This window comes from Pseudomonas sp. Arb-4-2C (genome assembly GCF_055755015.1).
This window is the reverse complement of record NZ_CM146899.1, coordinates 4,563,140-4,583,851: the sequence shown is the minus strand read 5'-3', so window position 1 is coordinate 4,583,851 and position 20,712 is coordinate 4,563,140. Positions and strand designations below refer to the sequence as shown.

Sequence of the window (20,712 nt, the reverse complement as noted above, 5' to 3'; positions counted from 1 at the left end):
GTATTAGTTCATGTTCCCGATGACGCCCATCGCGACAGCGCTTGCGCTGTTGTTATGTAGCAGTGCATTTGCGGCAACCTCTTCTATTGATAATACGCCACGAAGTTTGCTCGCTCAGGCCAAAGGCCTGCCGGCAGAGTTTGAAGAGCATTTTTTTGATGTTCCGCTGGCGGTACGAGTGGAACTCGACCAACAACCTCTCGGCGAGGCCATGATCGTGTTGTCGCGCGATGACCGGGTGACCTTGCTCGAATTCACCGATACCAGCGAAAGCCGCTTCGATGCCAGCGAGCGCGAGACCTGGGCAGACGTTCTCAAGCCCGGTGTGAGCCTGGGAGCCTGCACGGCTCAGTGCCCTGCGCAGATGCTGGCGGTTCACTACAACCTGGAAAACTCGTTGCTGTCGATCGTGACCGAAAATGCCGAGCGTGAGATTGGGGCCAAGCGTTTTCACGATCAGCCGCCTGGGGGTAGCCGTGGCTTGATCGTGCGCAACCAACTCAACCTCAACGGTGGTCAGGAGCAGGACCTGGGTGGTCGATTCGGCCTGGAGGCCAGCGGCAGTCTGGGCAACTGGAGCCAGAGCTTGAACCTGCAGCTGTCGCGACTGGGCAGCCCGGATGACAAGACTTATCACGCAGTACATGAGCTCTATACCCAGCGCGAAATGGAGGGCAATTTTTTTCGTCTGGGCTACTTCACCCCCAACTCCGAGGGCCTGATGCGTGAACCCCGAGCCTTCGGCAACAGCCCGGATACGGCGGTGGGGCTGATGTACGGAAGCTCCGACAGTCTGGCCATCGACAGCCCGAAACCCAGCGTTTATCCGGTGTATGTCACCGCCAATCGCCAGGCCTCGGTGGAGATCTACCGGGATGGGCTGCTGATTAACACCCAGGCAGTGCCGGCGGGGTTGCAGACGCTCGATACACGAGCGTTGCCCGGTGGCATCTACGAAGTGGAAGTGCGTCTGATCGAAGACGGCCAGACCACCTCGACCACCCAAGAGTTGATCTACAAACCCAACAATTGGCGCAACCACGACGAACGCTGGCGCTATAACCTGTTCGCCGGTCAGGAAAGCAAACTGCTCAGCAACTGGGAGCAGCAAAGCAGTGGTGATGCCACGGCCGGTGCGGCGCTCAACTACCTGCTGCACCCGCGGGTGATCCTCGGCCTTTCGGCGCGCCAAGTGCGCGAAAAGCTGCAGTACGGCAGTTCGATCGACTGGAGCCTTGGCGAGCGCACCAGCCTTTACGCCAACTTGTATCAGACCGAAGACCATGGCACCGGCGCCGACTTCCAGGGGTTATACAACTATGGCGCCGGCAGTCTGGTGGTCAGTCACAACCGCAGTTGGCTCGACACGACCAACACCTACGACACGCTGCCTGATGGCACCCGCGTGCGCCAACGCAATGTGTTTACCGGGCAGACCAGCAATTCTTCGCTGGCGCTGAACCACCGGATCAGCCGCCAGAGTTCGCTCAATGGCAGGGTGTCGCACAGCGAGGGCAACGTCGAAGGGGTAGGCGTTGACCTCGGCTGGACGCAACGCACGGTGGTGTTTGGCAATGATGCCAACTGGCGGTTGTCGCTGTTCGACCGTCCGGGCAGTTACAGCAGTAGCGAGGCACGCAATCGCGGAGTCGACCTGAGTATCAACCTGGCGCTGGGCCGCCCGGGGCAGCAGATATCCGGCAGCATCGGTAGCCGCACGGCCCGCGATGGCCGTCGTGACAACAATGGCTCACTGGGCTTTCGCCAGGACTTGCAGGACCACGTGTTGCAAAGCGTCTCGGTGACCGCGCTCACCGACACCTATGGTGTGGGCCTGTCGAGCCTGGCGAACTTTCGCACTGATGTGGTCAACGGTGACGGATTCCTTCAGCGCTCATCGTTCAACGACAACTTCACCGGTGGCTTGAACCTCGACAGCACCCTGGTGATCGGCGGCCAGCACATGGTGTTGACCAGCCAGCATCAGGGTCGCGGTGCGGGAATGATCGTTGACGTCGAGTCGGACATCGATGGCATTGCGCTGCGTGCCGATGACCTCAGCGGCGGCAGTGCGGCGTTGCGCCCCGGGCGCAATTTCATCGCGCTCACGGCCTACAAAAACAGTTCGGTGAGTTTCGATTTCGAAGGCAACGACGTGCCCGCAGCCAGCATCGAACCGGCGCGAACCCGCTATCACCTGAACAAGGGCGGTGTGGAGTATCGCAAGGTGCGGGTCATGAAGACCCTTACCGTGCTCGGTCGACTGCTCGACCCGCAAGGCCGGCCGCTCAAGGGACATCACGTGATCAACCATGCCAGCCGCGGGGTCAGCGAAGTCGATGGCTTTTTCTCGATGGAAATGAACGCCGGCTCGCCAACGCTGGAAGTCCGGTATGCCGACCAGTTGCTGTGCCAGTTCCGCCTCGATATCGATCAGTACCGTCGTGAAAACAGTGTGCTGATGATCGGTGATCTGCGGTGTTCGCCGGACACCCTGGCGGATGCCACGTCCAACCGGAGCTCGGCCGGTTGAACCGTGCCAGGCCCGATGTTCTAGAGAGTGTGATCATGAATCTGACTTTGACCTGCTCCAGTCTGCTGCGTCGCAGTCGCTGGCTGGGGATGCTGGCGGTCATTGCCGCGCCTTGCGCGCAGGCTGTGAATCAGGAGATCCGGGCGTTGTTCACCCCCGACTCGGCCAATCCGCAACGTAACATGTTCATCAACAAGACCCCGGTCAGTGGCTATTGTGCAGACCAGCCGAGCGAGTGCCGGGACAACGAAACCTTCAGTATCCGTCTGCCCATCCGGTTCGATTCGGCGAGCCCCATGCAGCCCAATGCGTCGCCACGCAACAGTGCAATGTTCAGGGTTCCTTCTCTGTGGCGTCCGTTGACGGTGACCCATCGGGAAACCGGAGAAACGGAAACCGTCGAGGTACGCATTGCCGGCTTCGGCTCGCGCTACATCCTGAGCGATACCGCAGCCAACCTGACTGGGGCGCCGACGGCCCTCGAGGGGCATCGCGCTTTATGGGGGGGGGCGGGTAGCAGTTGGGTAAATTCGGCGCCCCCCTGCACCTACAGTGGTGTCGGAGTGTTTTCGCACGACTACTACCAATTCTTCTGGAAGACGCCAGTGCAAGGAACTTGCGTCAAGACGGCCAGTTTTCCCATCCCGGCCATGAAGTATGACGATCTGGATGTTTCGTATGAACTGAAAACCCCCAATCCGTTGAAAATGTCATCCGGGCTCTATACCGGGGATTTGAGTTATCGCATTGGTCCCGGAGGCGACTTTGACATGGGGGATGTGATGCTGCCGAGCGACCCGGACCTGACCCTGAATTTTGTGCTGGATGTTCAGCACACGCTCAAGGTCGACATCCCGCCCGGCGGCGAGAAAATTGCACTGGTGCCTGCCGGTGGCTGGCAAGGCTGGCTGCACGCAGGGCGCAAACCGGAGCGGCTGTTCCGCGATCAGCCCTTCCATATTTCGGTGTCGTCGCGTTTCAAGATGCAGCTGGAATGCGAGTTTCTTCAGATGTTCAACTGCTTGATTCGCGACCCCGTTTCCCAGCGCACGGCGGTAGTACAGGTCAGTGTCAGCCTGCCCAATGGCTTGACCGATTTTGCCGGGCGACCGGTTCAGCGGCGCCCGCTTCGGGTGAACTACGGGGAGGAAAGCATGAAGTTCCAACCCGGGGCTTATCTCGACCGCGCGCCCGGAATCCTGCACTTCGAAATGTCGCCGTTCTGGGTCAATGAAATCGTCAAGTCCGGTGAAGGGGGGCGTTTTTCAGGAAATATCACAGTGATCTGGGATTCGGAAGTCTGATGGCCCGCGTATCGATGGTGCGTGTTTGTGCTGTGTTCAATGTGATGAGGTTCAAGGGTATGAAACGTCTGTGGGCACTGGTGGGGTTGAGCGGTTTTTCTCTGGTCATTCAGGCCGGGCCGCAGATCAACGTCGGAACGGTTTACGACTATCTGGATGGCGACAAGAGTACATACCTCAAACGTGTGTTCAACAGCGGCGACAGCACGGCGTTCGTCAAGGTCAACATCCTTGAAATCGTCTACGACGCCGATGGCGGCCACCAGGAGGTGGCGGTGAAAACGCAGACCGATGGCAGCGGTCGTGACGGCTTGATGGCCAGCCCGGCACGGCTGATCGTGCCGGCCAAAGGCATGCAGGGCACACGTCTGTTGATGATGGGCGAACGTGACACCGAGCGTTACTTTCGCGTGCGTTTCATCCCGGTGGTGCCGGAGAAGGAAGACGAGTTCGCCGTCTCGGCTGAAGAACGGGACGTCTACAAGCAAAATCTCTCGGCCGGGGTCAATGTGATGACCGGGTTTGGCACGGTGTTCTTCGTGCGTCCGAAAAACGCCCGGTTCGACACTGCGATCGATGACAGTCCCGGTGTTTACCGGCTGCGCAACAACGGCAATACCGTGGTGCTGATCGATGAGTTTCGTAATTGCTCGCTGAAAAACGAGACCGAGTGTGAGCCAGTCACCAAGCACCATGTCCTGGCGGGTAAAACCTTCGAATTCGAGAAAAAGTCCGGTCGCGAATACCGCTTCAACCTGGTCGAGGGCGCGTCGAAAAAAGCGCTGCGCATCGCCAGCCAATAACACCGCCGGGGCGGGCTATTGCGGTGGCTCGCGGTTTCCTGACGCAACAAGGTAACTGACATGATCAAGCAATCGGCCATCGCCCTGTGGGCGGGCGTCGTTGTGCTGGCAAGTGCCCAGGCGTTTGCCGCGCGCGAAGAACGCGTGTTCGAGGTATCGCTGGATATCCCGACTCTGGGGTTTTACGTGATACCCGCCGAGATGAACTGGATACATCTGCAGCAGACGTTAGTGTGGGATACCCACACCAGGACGCTGGGCGGGCTGCGCAAGAATTTCGACGTCAAGCACGACACCAGTGCCATTGAAGCGCGACTGGAGTCCGAGCCCTACCTGTCCAATGGTCGCGACGAGCAGAACATTTATCTGCGTGTCAGCTTCAATGGCAAGGAGTTGAGCCATGCCCCGCAGTCGCAGGTAGTGGTGAGTGCGGCCCAGGCAATGACCGGAGGCCGCTTCCCTTTGGAAATCCAGCCGAAGGCGCCGGTCGGCGGTTACAAGCCAGGTCAGTACTACGGCAATGTTCAACTGATCTTCACGGCCGCCGCGCCCTGAGACGCGACAGCGTGATGTTGTCGTTTCGTGATTACTGACCGGCCTCGAGCAGGGCTGCACGGGTCAGGCGTCGAGCCAGTTCTTTTTCTTCATCCCACAGGTCGGTCAGCAAACGGTCAAACGTGCTGTCGCTGATCGCCTCATCGGCGAAGACCACCGTGGCCGGGACGGGTAATTCGTTCATCAGCTGCCCGAGTCGGCTGTGCAGTTGAGCACGCTGGACATCGTCGAGTGAGCGGGTTGCCCATTCACGCTGAACCTCGCGCAGGGTTTCCAGGCGTTCATATTTATCCAGGTAGAGGCGTTTGTTGCTCTGCAGGCGTACCGGCCAGGTCTGTTCCATAAACTCCTTCCAGAAGTCCTGGTCCAGCATCCGGTTGACCAGACCATCGCCTTCGCTCAGCGCCTGCACGGTGGTGAAGGCCTGATCGATCATGGCATCACTGACACCGGCGACTCGCCGGTAGAGCATGGTCTGTGACTGCCATGGAAGGCTCAGGCGTTGCGCCAGGCCAGTCTGATAGGCCAGATAGACTTCCACCTCATCGGGGTTGCCACCGCGGGACTGGACATCCGCACGCGCCACTTCGTTGACCAGATCCAGGCGCGCCGCACCTTTGGCGAGGGTGACCAGTTGCTTCTCGATTTGCGTGGTATCGGTGTTGTAGAGGTAGACCTCGCTGGCCAGAACGTTGATACCCATGCTGTTGAACATCTGCGCGCCGGCGTCGGCACAATCCACCGGTGCCGACGCCATGGTGAAGAGTTTTTCCCGCAGGCGCGTATCGGTGTGCACGGCATCGAGCATGCGCCAGACCCGCTGCATCAACTGATCCTTGATGGCGCCGCCGGCGCGGTAATCGGAATACTCGCGTACCCCCAATAACACTTGCATGAACGGCTGGGCTGCGGGCTCCTCCACCAGCTCTGACCAAGGTGTTTCCCGATCAACGCCCCAGCCCGGTACATCGCTCCAGAAGTCGTCACCGTAGTTTGAGACGATGGCCCTGTTTTCCTCCTCGGGCGCAAAGACCGGTTCTGCTGGCAGCCCCACCGAACGGCGATAGGCCTGGTATTGAATCTGGTCGGTCTCTGACAGCGTGCCGACATCCAGCCGCGTCCGAGCGACCAGCCACTGCGCTGGCGAGCCCTCGTTGACCTCGGGAATCCGGTTGATCGGGTTGTTCCGCAGATCGAGAAGAAAACCGCGTGGTCGGGTCCTGGCCAGCGTGCCGTCGGGCCAGGTCTGCAGCCCGGTGTTTTTCAGGACGAGGACCTTCAACCGCGGCATGCGCGAAATGTCAGGTGGCAGCGTCAACGGGTTGTTTTCCAGTCTCAGGACTTCCAGGTACGTCAGGTCGCGCAACTGTTTGACCGCTGCCGAATCGAGCACTACGTGGTTGTCGCTCAGTCGCAGGCGTTCGAGCCGGTGCATTGTGGTAGCGATGTGTCGGGGCAATTGCGTTAATTCGCAATGTTTGACACTGAGTTCCAGCACATTTGGAAAGTCCTTGAGCAGGCCGTTCAAGTCAGCGGAGAAGCGCGTGTTGTCGAGCTTCAATACGGTGACTTTATCAAACAGTTTTTTCATGGCCGGGCGCTTGGACCACCAGGTTTGCAGATCCAGGGGGAGCAGCTCTCTGGATAGATCCAGGGCATAGGTGGAGGGATCGCTACGTTGCCCCAGCTCCGCGTTCTTGCGTTCGATACAGTCGAGCAGGCGCTCGAAGATGTGCAAGCCACCGCCATCGCGAAAGTTCTGACTGTCAGGGCCCCAACTGTCCGGCTGTTGATAGCGCCAGCGATGCACGATCTGACGATATTCGTCGAGCTCGTTCGCAAGTGTTTCGATGGCGCGGATGGGCTCGCCCTGTTCGGTCAGGGCATTGGCGAAGGTATCGATTTCGAGGCGGCTGAAGTGCGGATACACGTCCTCGATCCGCTCATGCAGGGTGACCGCGTATCTGCTCAGGCGCGGGCCATTCAATATCTGTTGGGTTTCGAAAGGTACCACCGGGCGCACAGGTGGCTGCCTGAGCACTGCACGGCGTTCACTCGGCGTGGTGGTCTTGGCGATCACCCATTGCTGAAACTGGTCGGCATCGCTCGGTCGATAGCCCAACACACTGCGCCCCTGATGGTCTGTGGCATGCAGGATCGCCTCATACAGGCCGCACGCTTCATGGATCGGCTGGTTCGCGCCATCGCGCACCCGGTAATGGTCCTGGCTTTCGTGCACCAGTACACGAATCCGGGTGGCCGTGTCGCTACCGGCACTGCTGCGCAGTTCTCCATCGAAGGCGGCCTCGCGGATTTCGATGCGCAAATCACCAAACGCATCGGTGTTTTGCCGCAGGGCGCCGAGGATCAGTCGTTCGCTGTCAATGTTGCTCAGGCGAGTCTGCTGCAACCCTTGAGCAGCCCTGACCGATTGCAGTTCGAATTGCAGCTCGCGGGCCGTGGTTTTCAGGCGTAATGGTACCCGCCGGTGCAAGGTGAGCTGCTGCAGTTCCAGCGGTGTGGCGTGAGCGACGACTCTGTCAGCGAGCACGGACGTCAATTGCGGGCACACTTGCAGAACCTCGTCGGTGGCAGGTGAGCTTGTTGGAGGCAGCGTCGCATCGGGCGCATTGCCCAGGCGTTGCAGGGTATCGATGAGCAGAGGCGGGGGCGCAGTGTTGTCCACATGCATGCGGCGCAACGCGCCCTCGTCAGTGCCACAGACCTGGCGTAGCAATTCCAGTTGCTCGTCGCTATAGGCGTCGGCAACGGGCCCGAGGCGACGCATCAGGATCGAGCCAGCCCACTCGCGCGGGTTTTCCGTTTCAATGACCCACGCGCCGTGACTGTTGTGACGCAAGGTGGGCGCGTAGGCCTCGGATCGTTGCGGGTGGCGGATGCGGTATTGGCCGGTGGCCGAGTCTTGCTTTACTTCGAACTGCTGACCTTGCAGGCGCAGCACCTGCTTGCCCTCAAGCAGGTGAATACCCTGTGCATCAGGTCTGGCGTTTGTCGGCAAGGCAAGGTCTGGCTGATGGTAGGGGGTAAGATCCGGATGCCACAAACGGCTCTGGCCGTTGGCCGATTGCACCGGTTTCAAACCTTCATAAAATGACGAGAGCTTCGCCCGCGCGATGCTTCCAATGGCACCCGCCGCCGCAAACGCGCCCAACTGGACCACGCTTTGCAGCACATTGAGGGTTTGCTCCAAGGCTTCGGCAAAGTGTCCTTCTGCCAGATCGACAATGCCTTCGACCACTTCATCGGTCAGTTGGTAAGCGGTGTACGCCATCATCAAGGGGCCGAGGCCTGGCACGAGCGGAATCGCCACCAGTAGCGCGACATTGAAAATATCCGCCAGCATTTTCTGCAGATTGTCCCACCAGGCCCAGCGGGCCATGCGGTCGACGTAGGCGGTGGAGATTGCGATTTGCTGTGCGTCGTTGAGTATCTGGTTGAGTTTCTGTTCGTGCAGGTAGGCCCACAAGTCGTTTTGGTAAACGGTGCTTCTGTCGCTCTTGATGTTCGATGCGCGAAACTGCAGATAGGGACGGTCTACCGGCGTTTCACGCCAGCTGGGCATGTTGGAACCCGGGGGCGCCGGTTGCCATTTCACCTGGCTCATGCGTTCGTTCAGCCTGGAAAAGAACATGCCGCGCTGCTGATGGGGCACGAACTGGCTGAAGAACCGCTGGTAGTTTCCAGGTGAGGTTTTATCGCGTAACTGGCGGGTCAGCTCCTCCATGAACTGGAGCGACGAGGAGTACTGTTTGAGCGGGTGCTGCGGATCATGGGGGACGTAGGCAAGCACCGGAACCGCACTGGAGGCGTTAGCGGCTTCAGGGGCGATCAGCACGATGCCGCTCAGTTGGGTGTCCATGATCGACAGGTTGTAGTAGCCGACCGATTGCCCGTTCCATTTCAATGGCCCGCGTTTGTTGAACATGCCCAGCACAACGTCGTAGGCACTCTGGTCGATGTCGTTGTGTAGCCGGGCAATGTGCGCCGCCACGTTGAGCGCAGCCTTGTCGCTGAGCGTCACCTTGTGACGCAGAATATTGGCGGCCACCGGGTTGGGCGAGCGCAAATAATTGTTGAGGTGCGCCAGGTATTGCGCGCCGATGTCCAGTTCCCGACACAGGGATTTGAACTGCTCGATACTCATCTTGTGCTTGATACGCTTGACCTGAAAATGCTCGCGGGCGTCGGGGCGAGTAATGAACTCGCTGTCCTGGGAAAACTGCTCGTCTCGGGCAAAGTTGTGCAAGGCCGCATCGAGCAGAGAAACCGTTCGGCTGTTCGTCCCGCCTGAAAAGTCGTGCACCCACCACGCGGTTTTCACGGGTGAATACAAACGCAAGCAGGTCTGTTCGACATCGTCCTCGACGCCAAAACGGCTCTTCAATGCCTGTTGCAGCAGCGGTCTGGCGAAGCTATAGACGTCCTGCAATTGCTCAAGTGCGCGGTCGATATCGTTCTGCGCCGTCCAGTTCAGTCCGATGGCTTTCTTCAGGCGCTGTTCCAGGGTCCTGATGGCCTCTGACTGTGGGGCTGGTGTCGATGACACGTCGTCTGTTGTTTCAGGAATTGCTGGCCCCGTAATCGTTTCTTTCATGCGTTGTCGGATGGCCCGCAAGGCTTCCCACTGAGGGTCGGAAACATCGATTCGGTCAGGTCTCAATCGGTTGATACGGGAGGGCAACGCATCGGTGAGCCAGGAGGGAAGTGCCTGGCTGACGTGTTCAAAGTGAACACTGTTGTTGCTCGAATCGCTGGCGGGCGGAATCTGCTTGGGGTTTGCATCATGCATTGACTGATCGTCCGTGGATCAACTGTGGAGCGATCAGACTAGGTAGGCGCACGCCTCAAAAAAAGCGTAAAGATCTGTTCGGTACACCCGTGGTTTTCGGCGCAAGGGCGCAAAATCAGGGAGTGAAAAGTAGCCGGCTACCACCACCGCCGGCGTATGAGGTGATCCACGCTCAACGGCTGGCGGTGGTTTGATTCGGCTGGCACAGGGTGTGCGTCCCCGGTTGCAGGTACGGCGACAGGATCGGCGCCATACCCTTGAGCACCTGCACCGGCAGTGCCGAGGTGAATTTGAAGTTTTCTGCCGAGCGTCCGGGCACAAATGCGGTGAGTGTGCCGAAATGGTTATTGCCGATGTAGAACACGAAGGTTGCGGTGCGGTTGATCGATTTGGAACTCAGGATGCGCCCGCCGGAGCCGATCGCTTCAATGCGGTTGTCGCCGGTACCGGTCTTGCCGCCCATCACCAAGGGTGTGCCGTCGGCGGTCTTGAAGCTGCCGGAAACGCGTTTCGCTGTCCCCGAGTCCACTACTTGCGACAGCGCCTCGCGCATGGCGGTGGCGACTTGCGATGGCATGACCCGTTTGCCCACGTGAGGGTCGTTGCTCAAGCGCGTTTCATACGGTGTGCCGGCGGCAAAGTGCAGGCTGTCGATACGCAGGGTCGGCATGCGCACGCCGTCGTTGAGGATGGTCCCAATCAGTTCGGCCAGTGCCGCAGGGCGGTCGCCGGAGCTGCCGATGGCAGTAGCCAGTGACGGCACCAGATGATCGAACGGATAGCCGACTTTCTGCCAGCGCTGGTGAATCTCGAGGAACGCTTCGATCTCGAGCATGGTGCGGATGCGGCTGTCGCGGGCACCCTTGTGCTTGCTCTTGAACAGCCAGCTGTAGACTTCCTGGCGCTCGAACTGGCTGGCCTTGACGATCTGGCTGAAGGTCGCGTCCGGGTTATGCAGCAGGTAACCCATCAGCCACAGATCCAGCGGGTGAACCTTGGCGATGAAGCCCTGATCCGGCAAGTCGTAGGTGCCCGGGCCATAGGCGTCGTACAGCCGGATGAGGCGGTCGTCGGTGAGTTTTTCGGTGAGCTTGGCGCCCTTGAGGTGCGCGCGCACAAAGGTGTTGAAGTCTTCCTGGCTGGCGTTGGGCAGCAAGTAACGGTGCACCGCGGCCATGCGGATCGGGGTCGGGCGCATGCTGTCGAGGAATGTGTCGAGGCGGGCCTGGGTGTCCTTGTTCTTGTACTTCTTCCAGAACTTGAGCAGGAACGAGGTGCCTTCGCGATCAGCAAAACTGGCCAGGTATTCCTGACGTCGCGGGTCGCGGTCATCCTTGAGCAACTCGGCACTGCTGTTTGGGCCGGAGTAGGTGACGTAGCGCACCACATCGCGCATCAGGCGTATGAACGGCAGGTTGATCGACTCACGCAGGGCGTCGCGCAGGGTCGGCATGCGGCCGTTGTCTTCCTTGCGAAAGTTGTGGAACACGTGCAGGCCGCCACCGGTGAAGAACGCCTCACCGGGGCTGGCGGAGTACTTGCGGTCAAGCGCGGCGCCGAGCATTTTCGACAGGTCGTGATCCTTGTTCTGGATCAGGTAGTCGATCACCCATTGGCTGAGGCGGTCCTGATCCGGCACCTCGACTTTCTTCAGCTCCGGCACGCTCATGGCGCCGTACTTGTCGTGCAACTCGGAGATGATCTGCAGGTAGGTGGTCAGCACACGCATCTTCGCTGTCGAACCGAGTTCCAGCTTGCTGCCTTCGTTGATGTCGAACGGCTGGTCGGTGCTGTCAGTCTGCACGCGCACCCGCGAGCCGTCCGGGGTCAGTTCGAACAGGGTAAAGCTGTAACGCACCTGCGTGGTGCTGGTGGGGGTGAGCAGGCGTTCACCGATCAGGCCGATCTGCCCGGCAAACGCGGGGTCGGCGAGTTTTTTCAGGTATTCGGTGGCTTGGGTTTGCAAGTCGCCCTGCAGGGTGCTGGTGGCCGACAGGTCGAGGCGGTCGAGGTCGTACAGCGGGCGATTGAGCATGGTTGCCAGCCGGCTGCGGGCGACGCTGATGCCCTTGTTGGTTTCGATTGGCTGAATGGTCGGCTGGGTCTGCCAGTCGCGGTAGGTGACCTTGCTCGCCAGCGCGGCATCGGCCAGGGCATTGTCGATCACCCCCCCCTGTTTGAGCAGACGCAGGTGGCTGTCGGTGAGCTCGGCAAGTTCTTCACGGCCCTTGGTCAGGTAATGCGAAGGCCGGCGCTGGGCGATCATCAGCGAGAGCATTTCGCGCAGGGCCAGGCCTTTGTCGGCCATGGTTTTCGGATCGGTGGCCGGGCTGTTCAGTTGTTCATTGGCCTGATTGAAATCGCTGCCGTACCAGACCCGCAAACCTTCGGCCATGCCATGTACCTCACCGTGACCCGGTACGGCGGAGAGCGGCACGCTGTTGAGGTAGTCGCGAATGATGTTCTGCCGTGCGCCAAGGGTTTGCGGCCCGGGCTGATAGGCGCGCACGCTGGCGGAAATCATCTGGCGGATCTTCTCGGCGCCGGACACCGTCAGGCCATCGGGCGAATGCCGGTACTTCTCCAATTGCGTGGCCAGCGTACTACCGCCTGCCGATTGCCCCGGCAGGTGCAGCAACTTCGCCACTTGCGACCACGCTGCCATGCCGAAGCGCGGCCAGTCCACGGCCGGGTTGGCCAGCGGTTGCCTGGGGTCGAGCAGAAAGCGGTTTTCGATGAACAGCAAACTGCTGACGACCACTGGTGGAATCGCTGCAAAACTCGCATACAGCTGCTGTGGGTACTTGTACTGATACAACGGTGCGGCACGGCAATCGGTGATCGACAGCCCGGCCTGAATCTTTTCCGAGTAGGGCACGAACAGGCCTCTGTCGGTGTAGCTGAGCAGCGCCGGAGAAAAGCGTGTCTGCTCGGTGATCACGTAATCGCGCTTGAGCAGGCGCGGCAGGAATTCATCGAGGGAGCTGTAGCCCAGACGCAAATCGAACGGCCCGTTGCCCGGGTAGCGGATGGCTTCGCTGGGGCCGGGTTCAAGCTGATATTTGAGCGACGCTGCGTATTGGCTCAGCTCCCGGGACTGAAAGCGCGAGGTGCGCATTTCCTTGCTCGCAGCCAGGCCAACGACAATCGCGATAATCAGTAGCAACAACCAGAACGCCTTCCAGCCGTGCCGGTTGCGGCGTTTTTTGGGGGGGACAGGCGCTTCATCCACACGTTCAGTCGGAACCACGGCTTTACTCGAATCGGTTTGCCACAAAGCGCCCATAGTCGATTGATCCATTCACGCAGATTGATCGGACTTGACTGAAGCTTAGACGGTGGTTGGTGATGGGGGAAAAAATGTGCTGGGGCAATCGTCTGAACAAAACTGAAGTCGATGGCAGTTGTTTGAGGCTTCATCTGTGGGGAAGGAATTCATCTATGCCGAGGGGATAGATCTGTGGTGAGTGTATTTGTCTGTGGCGAGGGGATAGATCCCCTCACCACAGAGAGTCCTTCTAAAACAGGAAATATGAATCTGATCTGAGCAGGTTGGCGTAGATGGCCGGGCTAGAGCTATCTACAGCGCAATACCACCCACGCAGGGGCATGACGCTGCACCATTGTCGTGCAATACTCGGCGGCCTTTTTTTGTGGTGAATATTCCTACGGGTATCAGGTAATATCTCTCCGCAAACCGGCTTATTTCCGAGACTTAACGCTGAATGTTGTGATTTATATAGTGAAAAGCCCTGTCATCGGCTTTTTATACTGCACGCCCCGCTGATCTTGCAGGTTGGGACCTGCGAGACGCGTTTGCCCACGAGGCTGGCGCGGTTTCGGGAAGCTCCGGCCTATCGGTCGAGGCTTCGACACTCGGTGGTCATATCCAATAACAAGACGAGGTTGTATCCCTATGCCAGTCGGCAATCACCTGCCCCATGGCGAGACCGCTCACGGCGGCCCGCTCAAACGCGAACTCGGTGAACGGCATATTCGCCTGATGGCGCTCGGCGCCTGTATCGGCGTCGGCCTGTTCCTGGGTTCGGCCAAGGCCATTGAAATGGCCGGTCCGGCCATCATGCTGTCCTACATTCTCGGCGGTCTGGCGATCCTGGTGATCATGCGCGCCCTGGGTGAAATGGCCGTGCACAACCCGGTGGCCGGCTCGTTCAGCCGCTACGCCCAGGACTACCTCGGCCCGCTGGCGGGCTTTCTCACCGGCTGGAACTACTGGTTCCTGTGGCTGGTGACCTGCGTCGCGGAAATCACCGCCGTCGCCGTGTACATGGGCATCTGGTTCCCCGACGTACCGCGCTGGATCTGGGCGCTCGCGGCGCTGATCAGCATGGGCTCGATCAACCTGATCGCGGTGAAAGCCTTCGGCGAATTCGAATTCTGGTTCGCCCTGATCAAGATCGTCACCATCATCGCAATGGTGATCGGTGGCGTCGGCATCATCGCGTTCGGTTTCGGCAACGACGGCGTCGCGCTGGGGATTTCCAACCTGTGGGCGCACGGCGGCTTCATGCCCAACGGTGTGACCGGTGTGCTGATGTCGCTGCAGATGGTGATGTTCGCCTACCTCGGTGTCGAGATGATCGGCTTGACGGCAGGTGAAGCGAAGAACCCGCAGAAGACCATTCCCGATGCGATCGGCTCGGTGTTCTGGCGCATTCTGCTGTTCTACGTTGGCGCATTGTTCGTGATCCTGTCGATCTACCCGTGGAACGAGATTGGCACCCAGGGCAGTCCGTTCGTGATGACCTTCGAGCGTCTGGGCATCAAGACTGCCGCCGGCATCATCAACTTCGTGGTGATCACCGCGGCCCTGTCGTCGTGCAACGGCGGCATCTTCAGCACCGGACGCATGCTCTACAGCCTGGCGCAGAACGGCCAAGCCCCGGCCGGTTTCGCCAAGACGTCCAATGGCGTGCCACGTCGCGCGCTGCTGCTGTCGATTTTCGCCTTGCTGATCGGCGTGCTGCTCAACTACCTGGTGCCTGAGAAAGTCTTCGTCTGGGTGACGTCGATTGCCACCTTCGGCGCGATCTGGACCTGGGTGATGATCCTGCTGGCGCAACTGAAATTCCGCAAAGGCCTGAGCGCCAGCGAACGTGCCGGCCTGAAGTACAAGATGTGGCTGTACCCGGTCAGCTCGTACTGTGCGCTGGCGTTCCTGGTGCTGGTGGTCGGCTTGATGGCCTACTTCCCGGACACCCGCGTGGCGTTGTATGTGGGGCCGGTGTTCCTGGTGCTGCTGACCGTGTTGTTCTACGTGTTCAAGCTGCAACCGACCGGTGAATCGCAGGGCGCGGTACGTTCGATGTCGTAAGTCGAGCGCGCGGCAACAACGAAGCCCCGGCCATTGGTTCGGGGCTTTTTCATGGGCGTCACCCGTGTATTAACCGCCGGTCTGAAAGCGCGATACAAAGCCCGCTGCAAGGCTCAAACCTGTATCACTTTGCAATCTCGCGCAGCCGTGAACAGAGGCGCAGACATGAGGACCAGCGCATTTCTTGAACGAGAGCTCAGCCAGCGGCAGGTCGTGCTGTTCTTCCTGTTCGCAACACTGCTGTACGTCTTGCCACTGATCCTCGCCGACTTCCCCTACATCGACGACAACTGGCGCACGCTGGCCGCCGGTAACGCTTGGGCCGGGCAGGGGCGATTGTTTGCCGACTGGTTCTATCAGGCGCTGACTTTCACCGGCGCCGCACCGAATATTTTTCCCTTGCCGCTGCTGCTGGCCACTGTGGGGATGAGTCTGGCGCTGAGCCGCCTGACTGTTCACTACTTCGCTGAACCGACGCTGGCCTGTTGTCTGGTGCCGTTGCCGCTTTGGTACAACCCGTTCCTGCTGCAAAACCTGTCCTATCAATACGACGGCCCGATCATGGCCCTGAGCCTGGTCGCGGTGATCTACGCGATCACGTTCGAGGGCGCGTCACGGATACAGCGCTGGCTGGTGCCATCGGCGCTGTTGGCGTTGGCGATCGGTCTTTATCAGATCAGCCTCAATGTATTTGTCGGCCTGTGTTGTGTGGAACTGCTCAGGGCCGTTCACCGGCCAACCCGATGGCCGGAGATCCTGCAGATGCTGGGCTGGAAATTCGCGCAATTGGGCCTGGGCATTCTGATCTACAGCGTCACGGCCTATCCGTTCATGGACACGTTGCGCAAAGCCGAGCTGCTGACCCTCGACGGCCAGCCACTGCTGCAGATCGGCATCAACCTTGAGCGCATAGCGGGAAAAGTCGCGCTGTTGTTTCACGGCGGCTACCCGTGGGTGTTCGCTGTGCTGGTGTTGTGCGCGCTCATGGGGTGCGTGCGGCTTGCACGGTCTGGGCGGCAGCCGCTTTGGCAATCCCTGCTGGCGTGCTTGATCACGTTGCCGATGCTGATATTGCTGGTGCCCGGGATCACGCTGCTGTTTCGTGATTTCAATGAAGGTGCGCGGACCCTGATGGGGTTCGGCGTGTTGCTGGTCGGGTTGTTCTATCTGGCACACCTGGCGTTGGCGTTCGGGCATCGTCGATTGCCGCTGCTGCTGATGATCCCGCTGCTGGCGGCACTCTCGCTGTCCTTTGCGTATGGCCGGGTGCTGACCCTGCAAAAAACCTTCACCGACAGCGCGCTGTACAGCCTGAGCCACGACATTGCCGAGCATCGCGAGCTGCGCGAGGCCAAGCGGATTTACCTGTCGGTGAGCTACTCCGATCGCTGGCTGGTCAGCGCGGCCGGTTCGTTCAAACGGTTGCCGGTCCTCCACTATCTGCTCAACGTCGATTACTTCGTCCTCGCGGAAAACCTGCCGTCAGCGGGCATCACCAACGTGGTCGCCGAGCGCGAACGACGCAATGCCAGCCACGTTGGCTATCAGGGTTTCCCCGCATTGGTGGACAGCCTGTATTACCGGATTTATCTGATTGGCGATTACGCTTTCATCGTCATGAAAGAACCGCCGCACGGCAGGTTGCTGCAGTGGTAAGGTTTACCACCCGTCGTAATCCACCCCCCCACCTGTAATTTCTGACAGTAGACCGCTCACGTGCCATGCCCTAGTTTCGAAAGTCAGCCGGACGAAGCCATGGCAAGGAACTGCAATGAAAGGATTTCCTGCGCTGACAGTGATTGGAATGGCCGATGCGCTTATCCACTGGCAGGTGTTTTTCGTCCTGTGCAGCGCTGTCGGACTGACCCAGGCCGCCAGTAACTTCGCCGCATTCTGTATGGCGGCGGCGTTCTCGTTTTACGTGAACATGCTCTACACCTTCGACAGCAAGATGTCGGTGTTCGGCTATTTGCTGTTTATCGGTTTGATGGCGGGAGCAAGCTTGGGCATCGGCTCGATTGCCGATATGCGTGGCTGGCATGGCTTGCTGACGGTGACGGTGTTCACTGCGCTGAACCTGACGTTGGGTTACTGCTTTTTCCGCTTTTTGCTGTTTCGTGGCCAACGATGAAACCCTTGTTGGCCGTTCCTTTGCTCAACGCAGCGCGTGCGTCAGCGAGCATCGATCGGCTCGCTCTGCTGGCCGTTCTGGTGATTGCGCTGGGCGTGCGGTTCTACTCAATCACCGTTCCGGTTATTTGGTATGACGAGGCCTACAGTCTGCTGCTGGCGCGAGAAACGCCGACACGCATCTGGGCAATGACTGCGCTGGATGTGCATCCGCCGCTCTACTATGTATTGCTGCATTACTGGGGGATCGTGTGGGGCGATTCTCCATTGGCGGCTCGTGCATTCAGTGTGCTGGCAGATGTCGGCACGTTGTTGCTTTGCATCAAGCTGATGAGCCTGATTGCGACCCGCCGGGCCACCTGGATCGCCGCGTTGCTGTTGGCGCTGCTGCCGATTTCTGTGCGTTATAGCCAGGAAGTCAGGATGTACGCCCTGCTTGGTTTCTTGCTGATGAGCGCCACCGTGGCACTGGTGTGTTGGGCGAGGGCGCCAGAGCAAAAACGCTACGCGGTGGTTTATGTACTGCTCATGACTGCTGCGTTTTATACCCATTACTTTGCAGGGCTATGCGTACTGGTGCATTGGTTGTTCTGGTGGCGTAACCGCAGCATGCATGCCGAGAAGGCAATCGCATTCAGGGAGTGGTTTCTGGCAAACACTGCCATCGTATTCTGGTACTTGCCCTGGACTCCCCATCTCCTCTACCAATTGAATGATACGGATGTTTTGAATTGGATAGAGCCCGTGACGTTGCAGAAAGCCTTGGCGCTTGTCTGGCAGTTCACAGTGATGGGCGACGACATTCTCCAGTCACCGATGGGGAAGATGATTCCACTGGTGTTCCTGCTGCTGTGCGCCGCAACAACCATTTCAAGCAGGTCCATAGAGCGGCGTTTTGGCTGGCTGCTGGTCAGTTATTTTTTTGTGCCATTGGCAGCCCTGTATCTGATTGCCTTGGTGCTTGGACTATTCGTATCTCGATACCTGCTATTTTCAGCGCCAGCCTTGGCAATGATGGCTGCGGTCGCGCTGGATAGATGGGGAACGCGTCGAGCACTGTTGACCAGCGCAGTCTTAGTGCTTTGTGTTGTTGCGCAACTACACGGGCTGACGATGGTTTACCGACAAACCGATGGCCTGGAAGGTACTGGCGCACGAAGAGAGAGCGAGTTCCGCTCTCTGATGTCCGAACTGAATCACAACGCTCGCTCGGGGGACGAAATTATTGTCAGCATGACGTACTGGTTTACCTCGGTCGACTATTACAACTCGACAGGTATCAGGCCGAAAATTGCTACTCGATTATCGATCGACAATTTTCTGAAACAGACGAGGCGTGGCCCATTGAGTCTGATCGATGATCCGGCTGCGCGAGTCTATATCGATGGTGTAACGGATCCGGGTTTTCATAACCGAAGAATTTGGTGGCTTACCTATTCGAGCTTGCCTGATGGCTGGCCTATCTTTGCGCAGGAGAGGACACCCACGATTGCGTTTGATGGCGTAGGTTTTGCACTCTACCTGTTCACGACAGACGCACCAGCCGTGCAAGCCGGCACGTCTGCAACAACTATGCTGCCGCTATCTCCTGCGGCTCAAAACTGTCCGCCCGCGCCATCTGCCACATCCGCGAATAGAACTCGCCGTTCACTTCCCCAGTGAGCAATTCCCCCGGTTTCAGAAACACATGCAGCTGCGAGAACAGTTTGATTTCAGTCGCCGACATGCGCCGTACCAGATGTTTGGCCGACAGTTGCGATGGATGCTCCAGGCCGGCGGCGGCGAGCATTTCGGCCAGTGCCTTGAGCGTGTTGCGGTGGAAGTTGTAGACGCGTTGGGCCTTGTCCGGGACGACGAGGGCGCGCTGGCGCAGGGCGTCCTGGGTGGCGACGCCGGTCGGGCATTTGTTGGTGTGGCAGCTTTGCGACTGGATGCAGCCGATGGCGAACATGAAGCCGCGCGCCGAGTTGGCCCAGTCGGCGCCGATGGCCAGCACGCTGGCGATGTCGAAGGCGCTGACGATCTTGCCGCTGGCGCCGAGCTTGATCTTGTCGCGCAGGTTCAGGCCGACCAGGGTGTTATGGACAAACAGCAGGCCCTCGCGCATCGGCACGCCGATGTGGTCGGTGAATTCCACGGGCGCAGCGCCGGTGCCACCTTCCTTGCCGTCGACCACGATGAAGTCCGGGAGGATGCCGGTTTCCAGCATGGCTTTGGCGATGCCCATGAACTCCCACGGATGACCGAGGCAGAACTTGAAGCCCACCGGCTTGCCGCCGGACAGTTCACGCAGTTGCTGGATGAAATGCATCATCTCGATCGGTGTGGAAAACGCGCTGTGGCGTGACGGCGAGATGCAGTCTTCGCCCATCTGGATGCCGCGGGTGTCGGCGATTTCCTGTGTCACCTTGTGCTTGGGCAGAATCCCGCCGTGGCCAGGTTTGGCGCCCTGGCTCATCTTGATTTCGATCATCCGCACCTGCGGGTTCTGCGCCTGGGTGGCGAAGCGCTCTGGGTCGAAACGGCCGTCGCTGGTGCGGCAGCCGAAGTAGCCGCTGCCCAGCTCCCAGGTCAGGTCGCCGCCGTTTTCGCGGTGATACGGACTGATGCTGCCTTCGCCGGTGTCATGGGCGAAGTTGCCGAGCTTGGCGCCCTGGTTCAACGCGCGAATGGCATTGGCGCTGAGCGAGCCGAAGCTCATCGCCGAGATGTTGAACACCGACGCCGAATACGGCTGGGTGCACTGCGGGCCGCCGACGGTGACGCGAAAACTGTTCGGGTCGCTCAACGGCGCCGGGCGCATCGAGTGGCCGATGAATTCGAAGCCCGACTGATACACGTCGATCAGCGTGCCGAACGGTTTGTCGGCGCTTTCATTCTTCGCTCGCGAGTACACCAGTGAGCGTTGGGCACGGGAGAAGGGCAGGGCATCGCTGTCGGATTCGAGCAGGTACTGGCGGATTTCCGGGCGGATGCCTTCGACCAGATAGCGGATGTTGCCCAGGATCGGGTAGTTGCGGCGCACTGCGTGCGGGCTCTGCATCAGGTCGAACAGACCGAGCAGGCTCAGCACACCGGTGACGGCGGTGATCGGCCACAGCCAGTCGTGGTCGAGAAAGGGCAGGCTGGCGAGGGTGAAAATCACGCAGACGGCAAAGAAGGCGTAGCGGCTCAGGAGTGACAGGCTCATACGGTTTCCTTGGGTTCGGACTCAATAAATTCAGCAACGCAGGTCCCCTGTG

At 59.5% G+C, this 20,712-nt stretch carries 11 protein-coding genes; 8 read left to right on the top strand and 3 right to left on the bottom strand.

The features are described from left to right. The first annotated feature begins 10 nt into the window (after positions 1-10). The 4 genes from AC0J41_RS20680 to AC0J41_RS20665 are packed head-to-tail and all read left to right on the top strand — an operon-like array spanning position 11 to position 5,195. On the top strand, positions 11-2,533 hold the full coding sequence (locus AC0J41_RS20680) for a CS1-pili formation C-terminal domain-containing protein (RefSeq protein WP_473013482.1): 2,523 nt from the start codon (positions 11-13) through the stop codon (positions 2,531-2,533). 35 nt (positions 2,534-2,568) lie between these two features. Further along, entirely contained in the window at positions 2,569-3,837 is a 1,269-nt protein-coding gene (locus AC0J41_RS20675; RefSeq protein WP_473013481.1) for a hypothetical protein, read from the top strand. Positions 3,838-3,896: 59 nt separating this feature from the next. Continuing rightward, on the top strand, positions 3,897-4,640 hold the full coding sequence (locus AC0J41_RS20670) for a molecular chaperone (protein ID WP_473013480.1): 744 nt from the start codon (positions 3,897-3,899) through the stop codon (positions 4,638-4,640). 60 nt (positions 4,641-4,700) lie between these two features. Continuing rightward, positions 4,701-5,195, top strand: a complete 495-nt coding sequence (locus AC0J41_RS20665; RefSeq protein ID WP_473013479.1) for a CS1 type fimbrial major subunit — start codon at positions 4,701-4,703, stop codon at positions 5,193-5,195. A gap of 31 nt (positions 5,196-5,226) precedes the next feature. Here the strand turns inward: AC0J41_RS20665 and AC0J41_RS20660 are convergent, their stop codons facing one another. Then, entirely contained in the window at positions 5,227-9,762 is a 4,536-nt protein-coding gene (locus tag AC0J41_RS20660) for a dermonecrotic toxin domain-containing protein (protein WP_473013478.1), read from the bottom strand. 415 nt (positions 9,763-10,177) lie between these two features. Next, positions 10,178-13,291, bottom strand: a complete 3,114-nt coding sequence (locus tag AC0J41_RS20655; protein ID WP_473013477.1) for a transglycosylase domain-containing protein — start codon at positions 13,289-13,291, stop codon at positions 10,178-10,180. 630 nt (positions 13,292-13,921) lie between these two features. Here AC0J41_RS20655 and AC0J41_RS20650 point away from each other — a divergent pair. The 4 genes from AC0J41_RS20650 (at position 13,922) to AC0J41_RS20635 (ending at position 19,132) form a co-directional block, all read left to right on the top strand. Next, positions 13,922-15,340: an amino acid permease gene (locus AC0J41_RS20650; protein WP_025112421.1), complete on the top strand. Its 1,419-nt coding sequence runs from the start codon at positions 13,922-13,924 to the stop codon at positions 15,338-15,340. A gap of 165 nt (positions 15,341-15,505) precedes the next feature. Continuing rightward, positions 15,506-16,996: a glucosyltransferase domain-containing protein gene (locus AC0J41_RS20645; RefSeq protein ID WP_473013476.1), complete on the top strand. Its 1,491-nt coding sequence runs from the start codon at positions 15,506-15,508 to the stop codon at positions 16,994-16,996. A 115-nt stretch (positions 16,997-17,111) separates the two neighbouring features. Next, positions 17,112-17,471, top strand: a complete 360-nt coding sequence (locus AC0J41_RS20640) for a GtrA family protein (protein WP_473013475.1) — start codon at positions 17,112-17,114, stop codon at positions 17,469-17,471. Further along, complete coding sequence (locus AC0J41_RS20635; RefSeq protein WP_473013474.1) at positions 17,468-19,132, top strand: glycosyltransferase family 39 protein; 1,665 nt, start codon at positions 17,468-17,470, stop codon at positions 19,130-19,132. Before AC0J41_RS20640 ends, AC0J41_RS20635 begins: the two co-directional genes overlap by 4 nt. Here AC0J41_RS20635 and AC0J41_RS20630 read toward each other — a convergent pair. Then, complete coding sequence (locus AC0J41_RS20630) at positions 19,041-20,660, bottom strand: FMN-binding glutamate synthase family protein (protein ID WP_473013473.1); 1,620 nt, start codon at positions 20,658-20,660, stop codon at positions 19,041-19,043. The genes AC0J41_RS20635 and AC0J41_RS20630 overlap by 92 nt on opposite strands. Between the last annotated feature and the right edge of the window lie 52 nt (positions 20,661-20,712).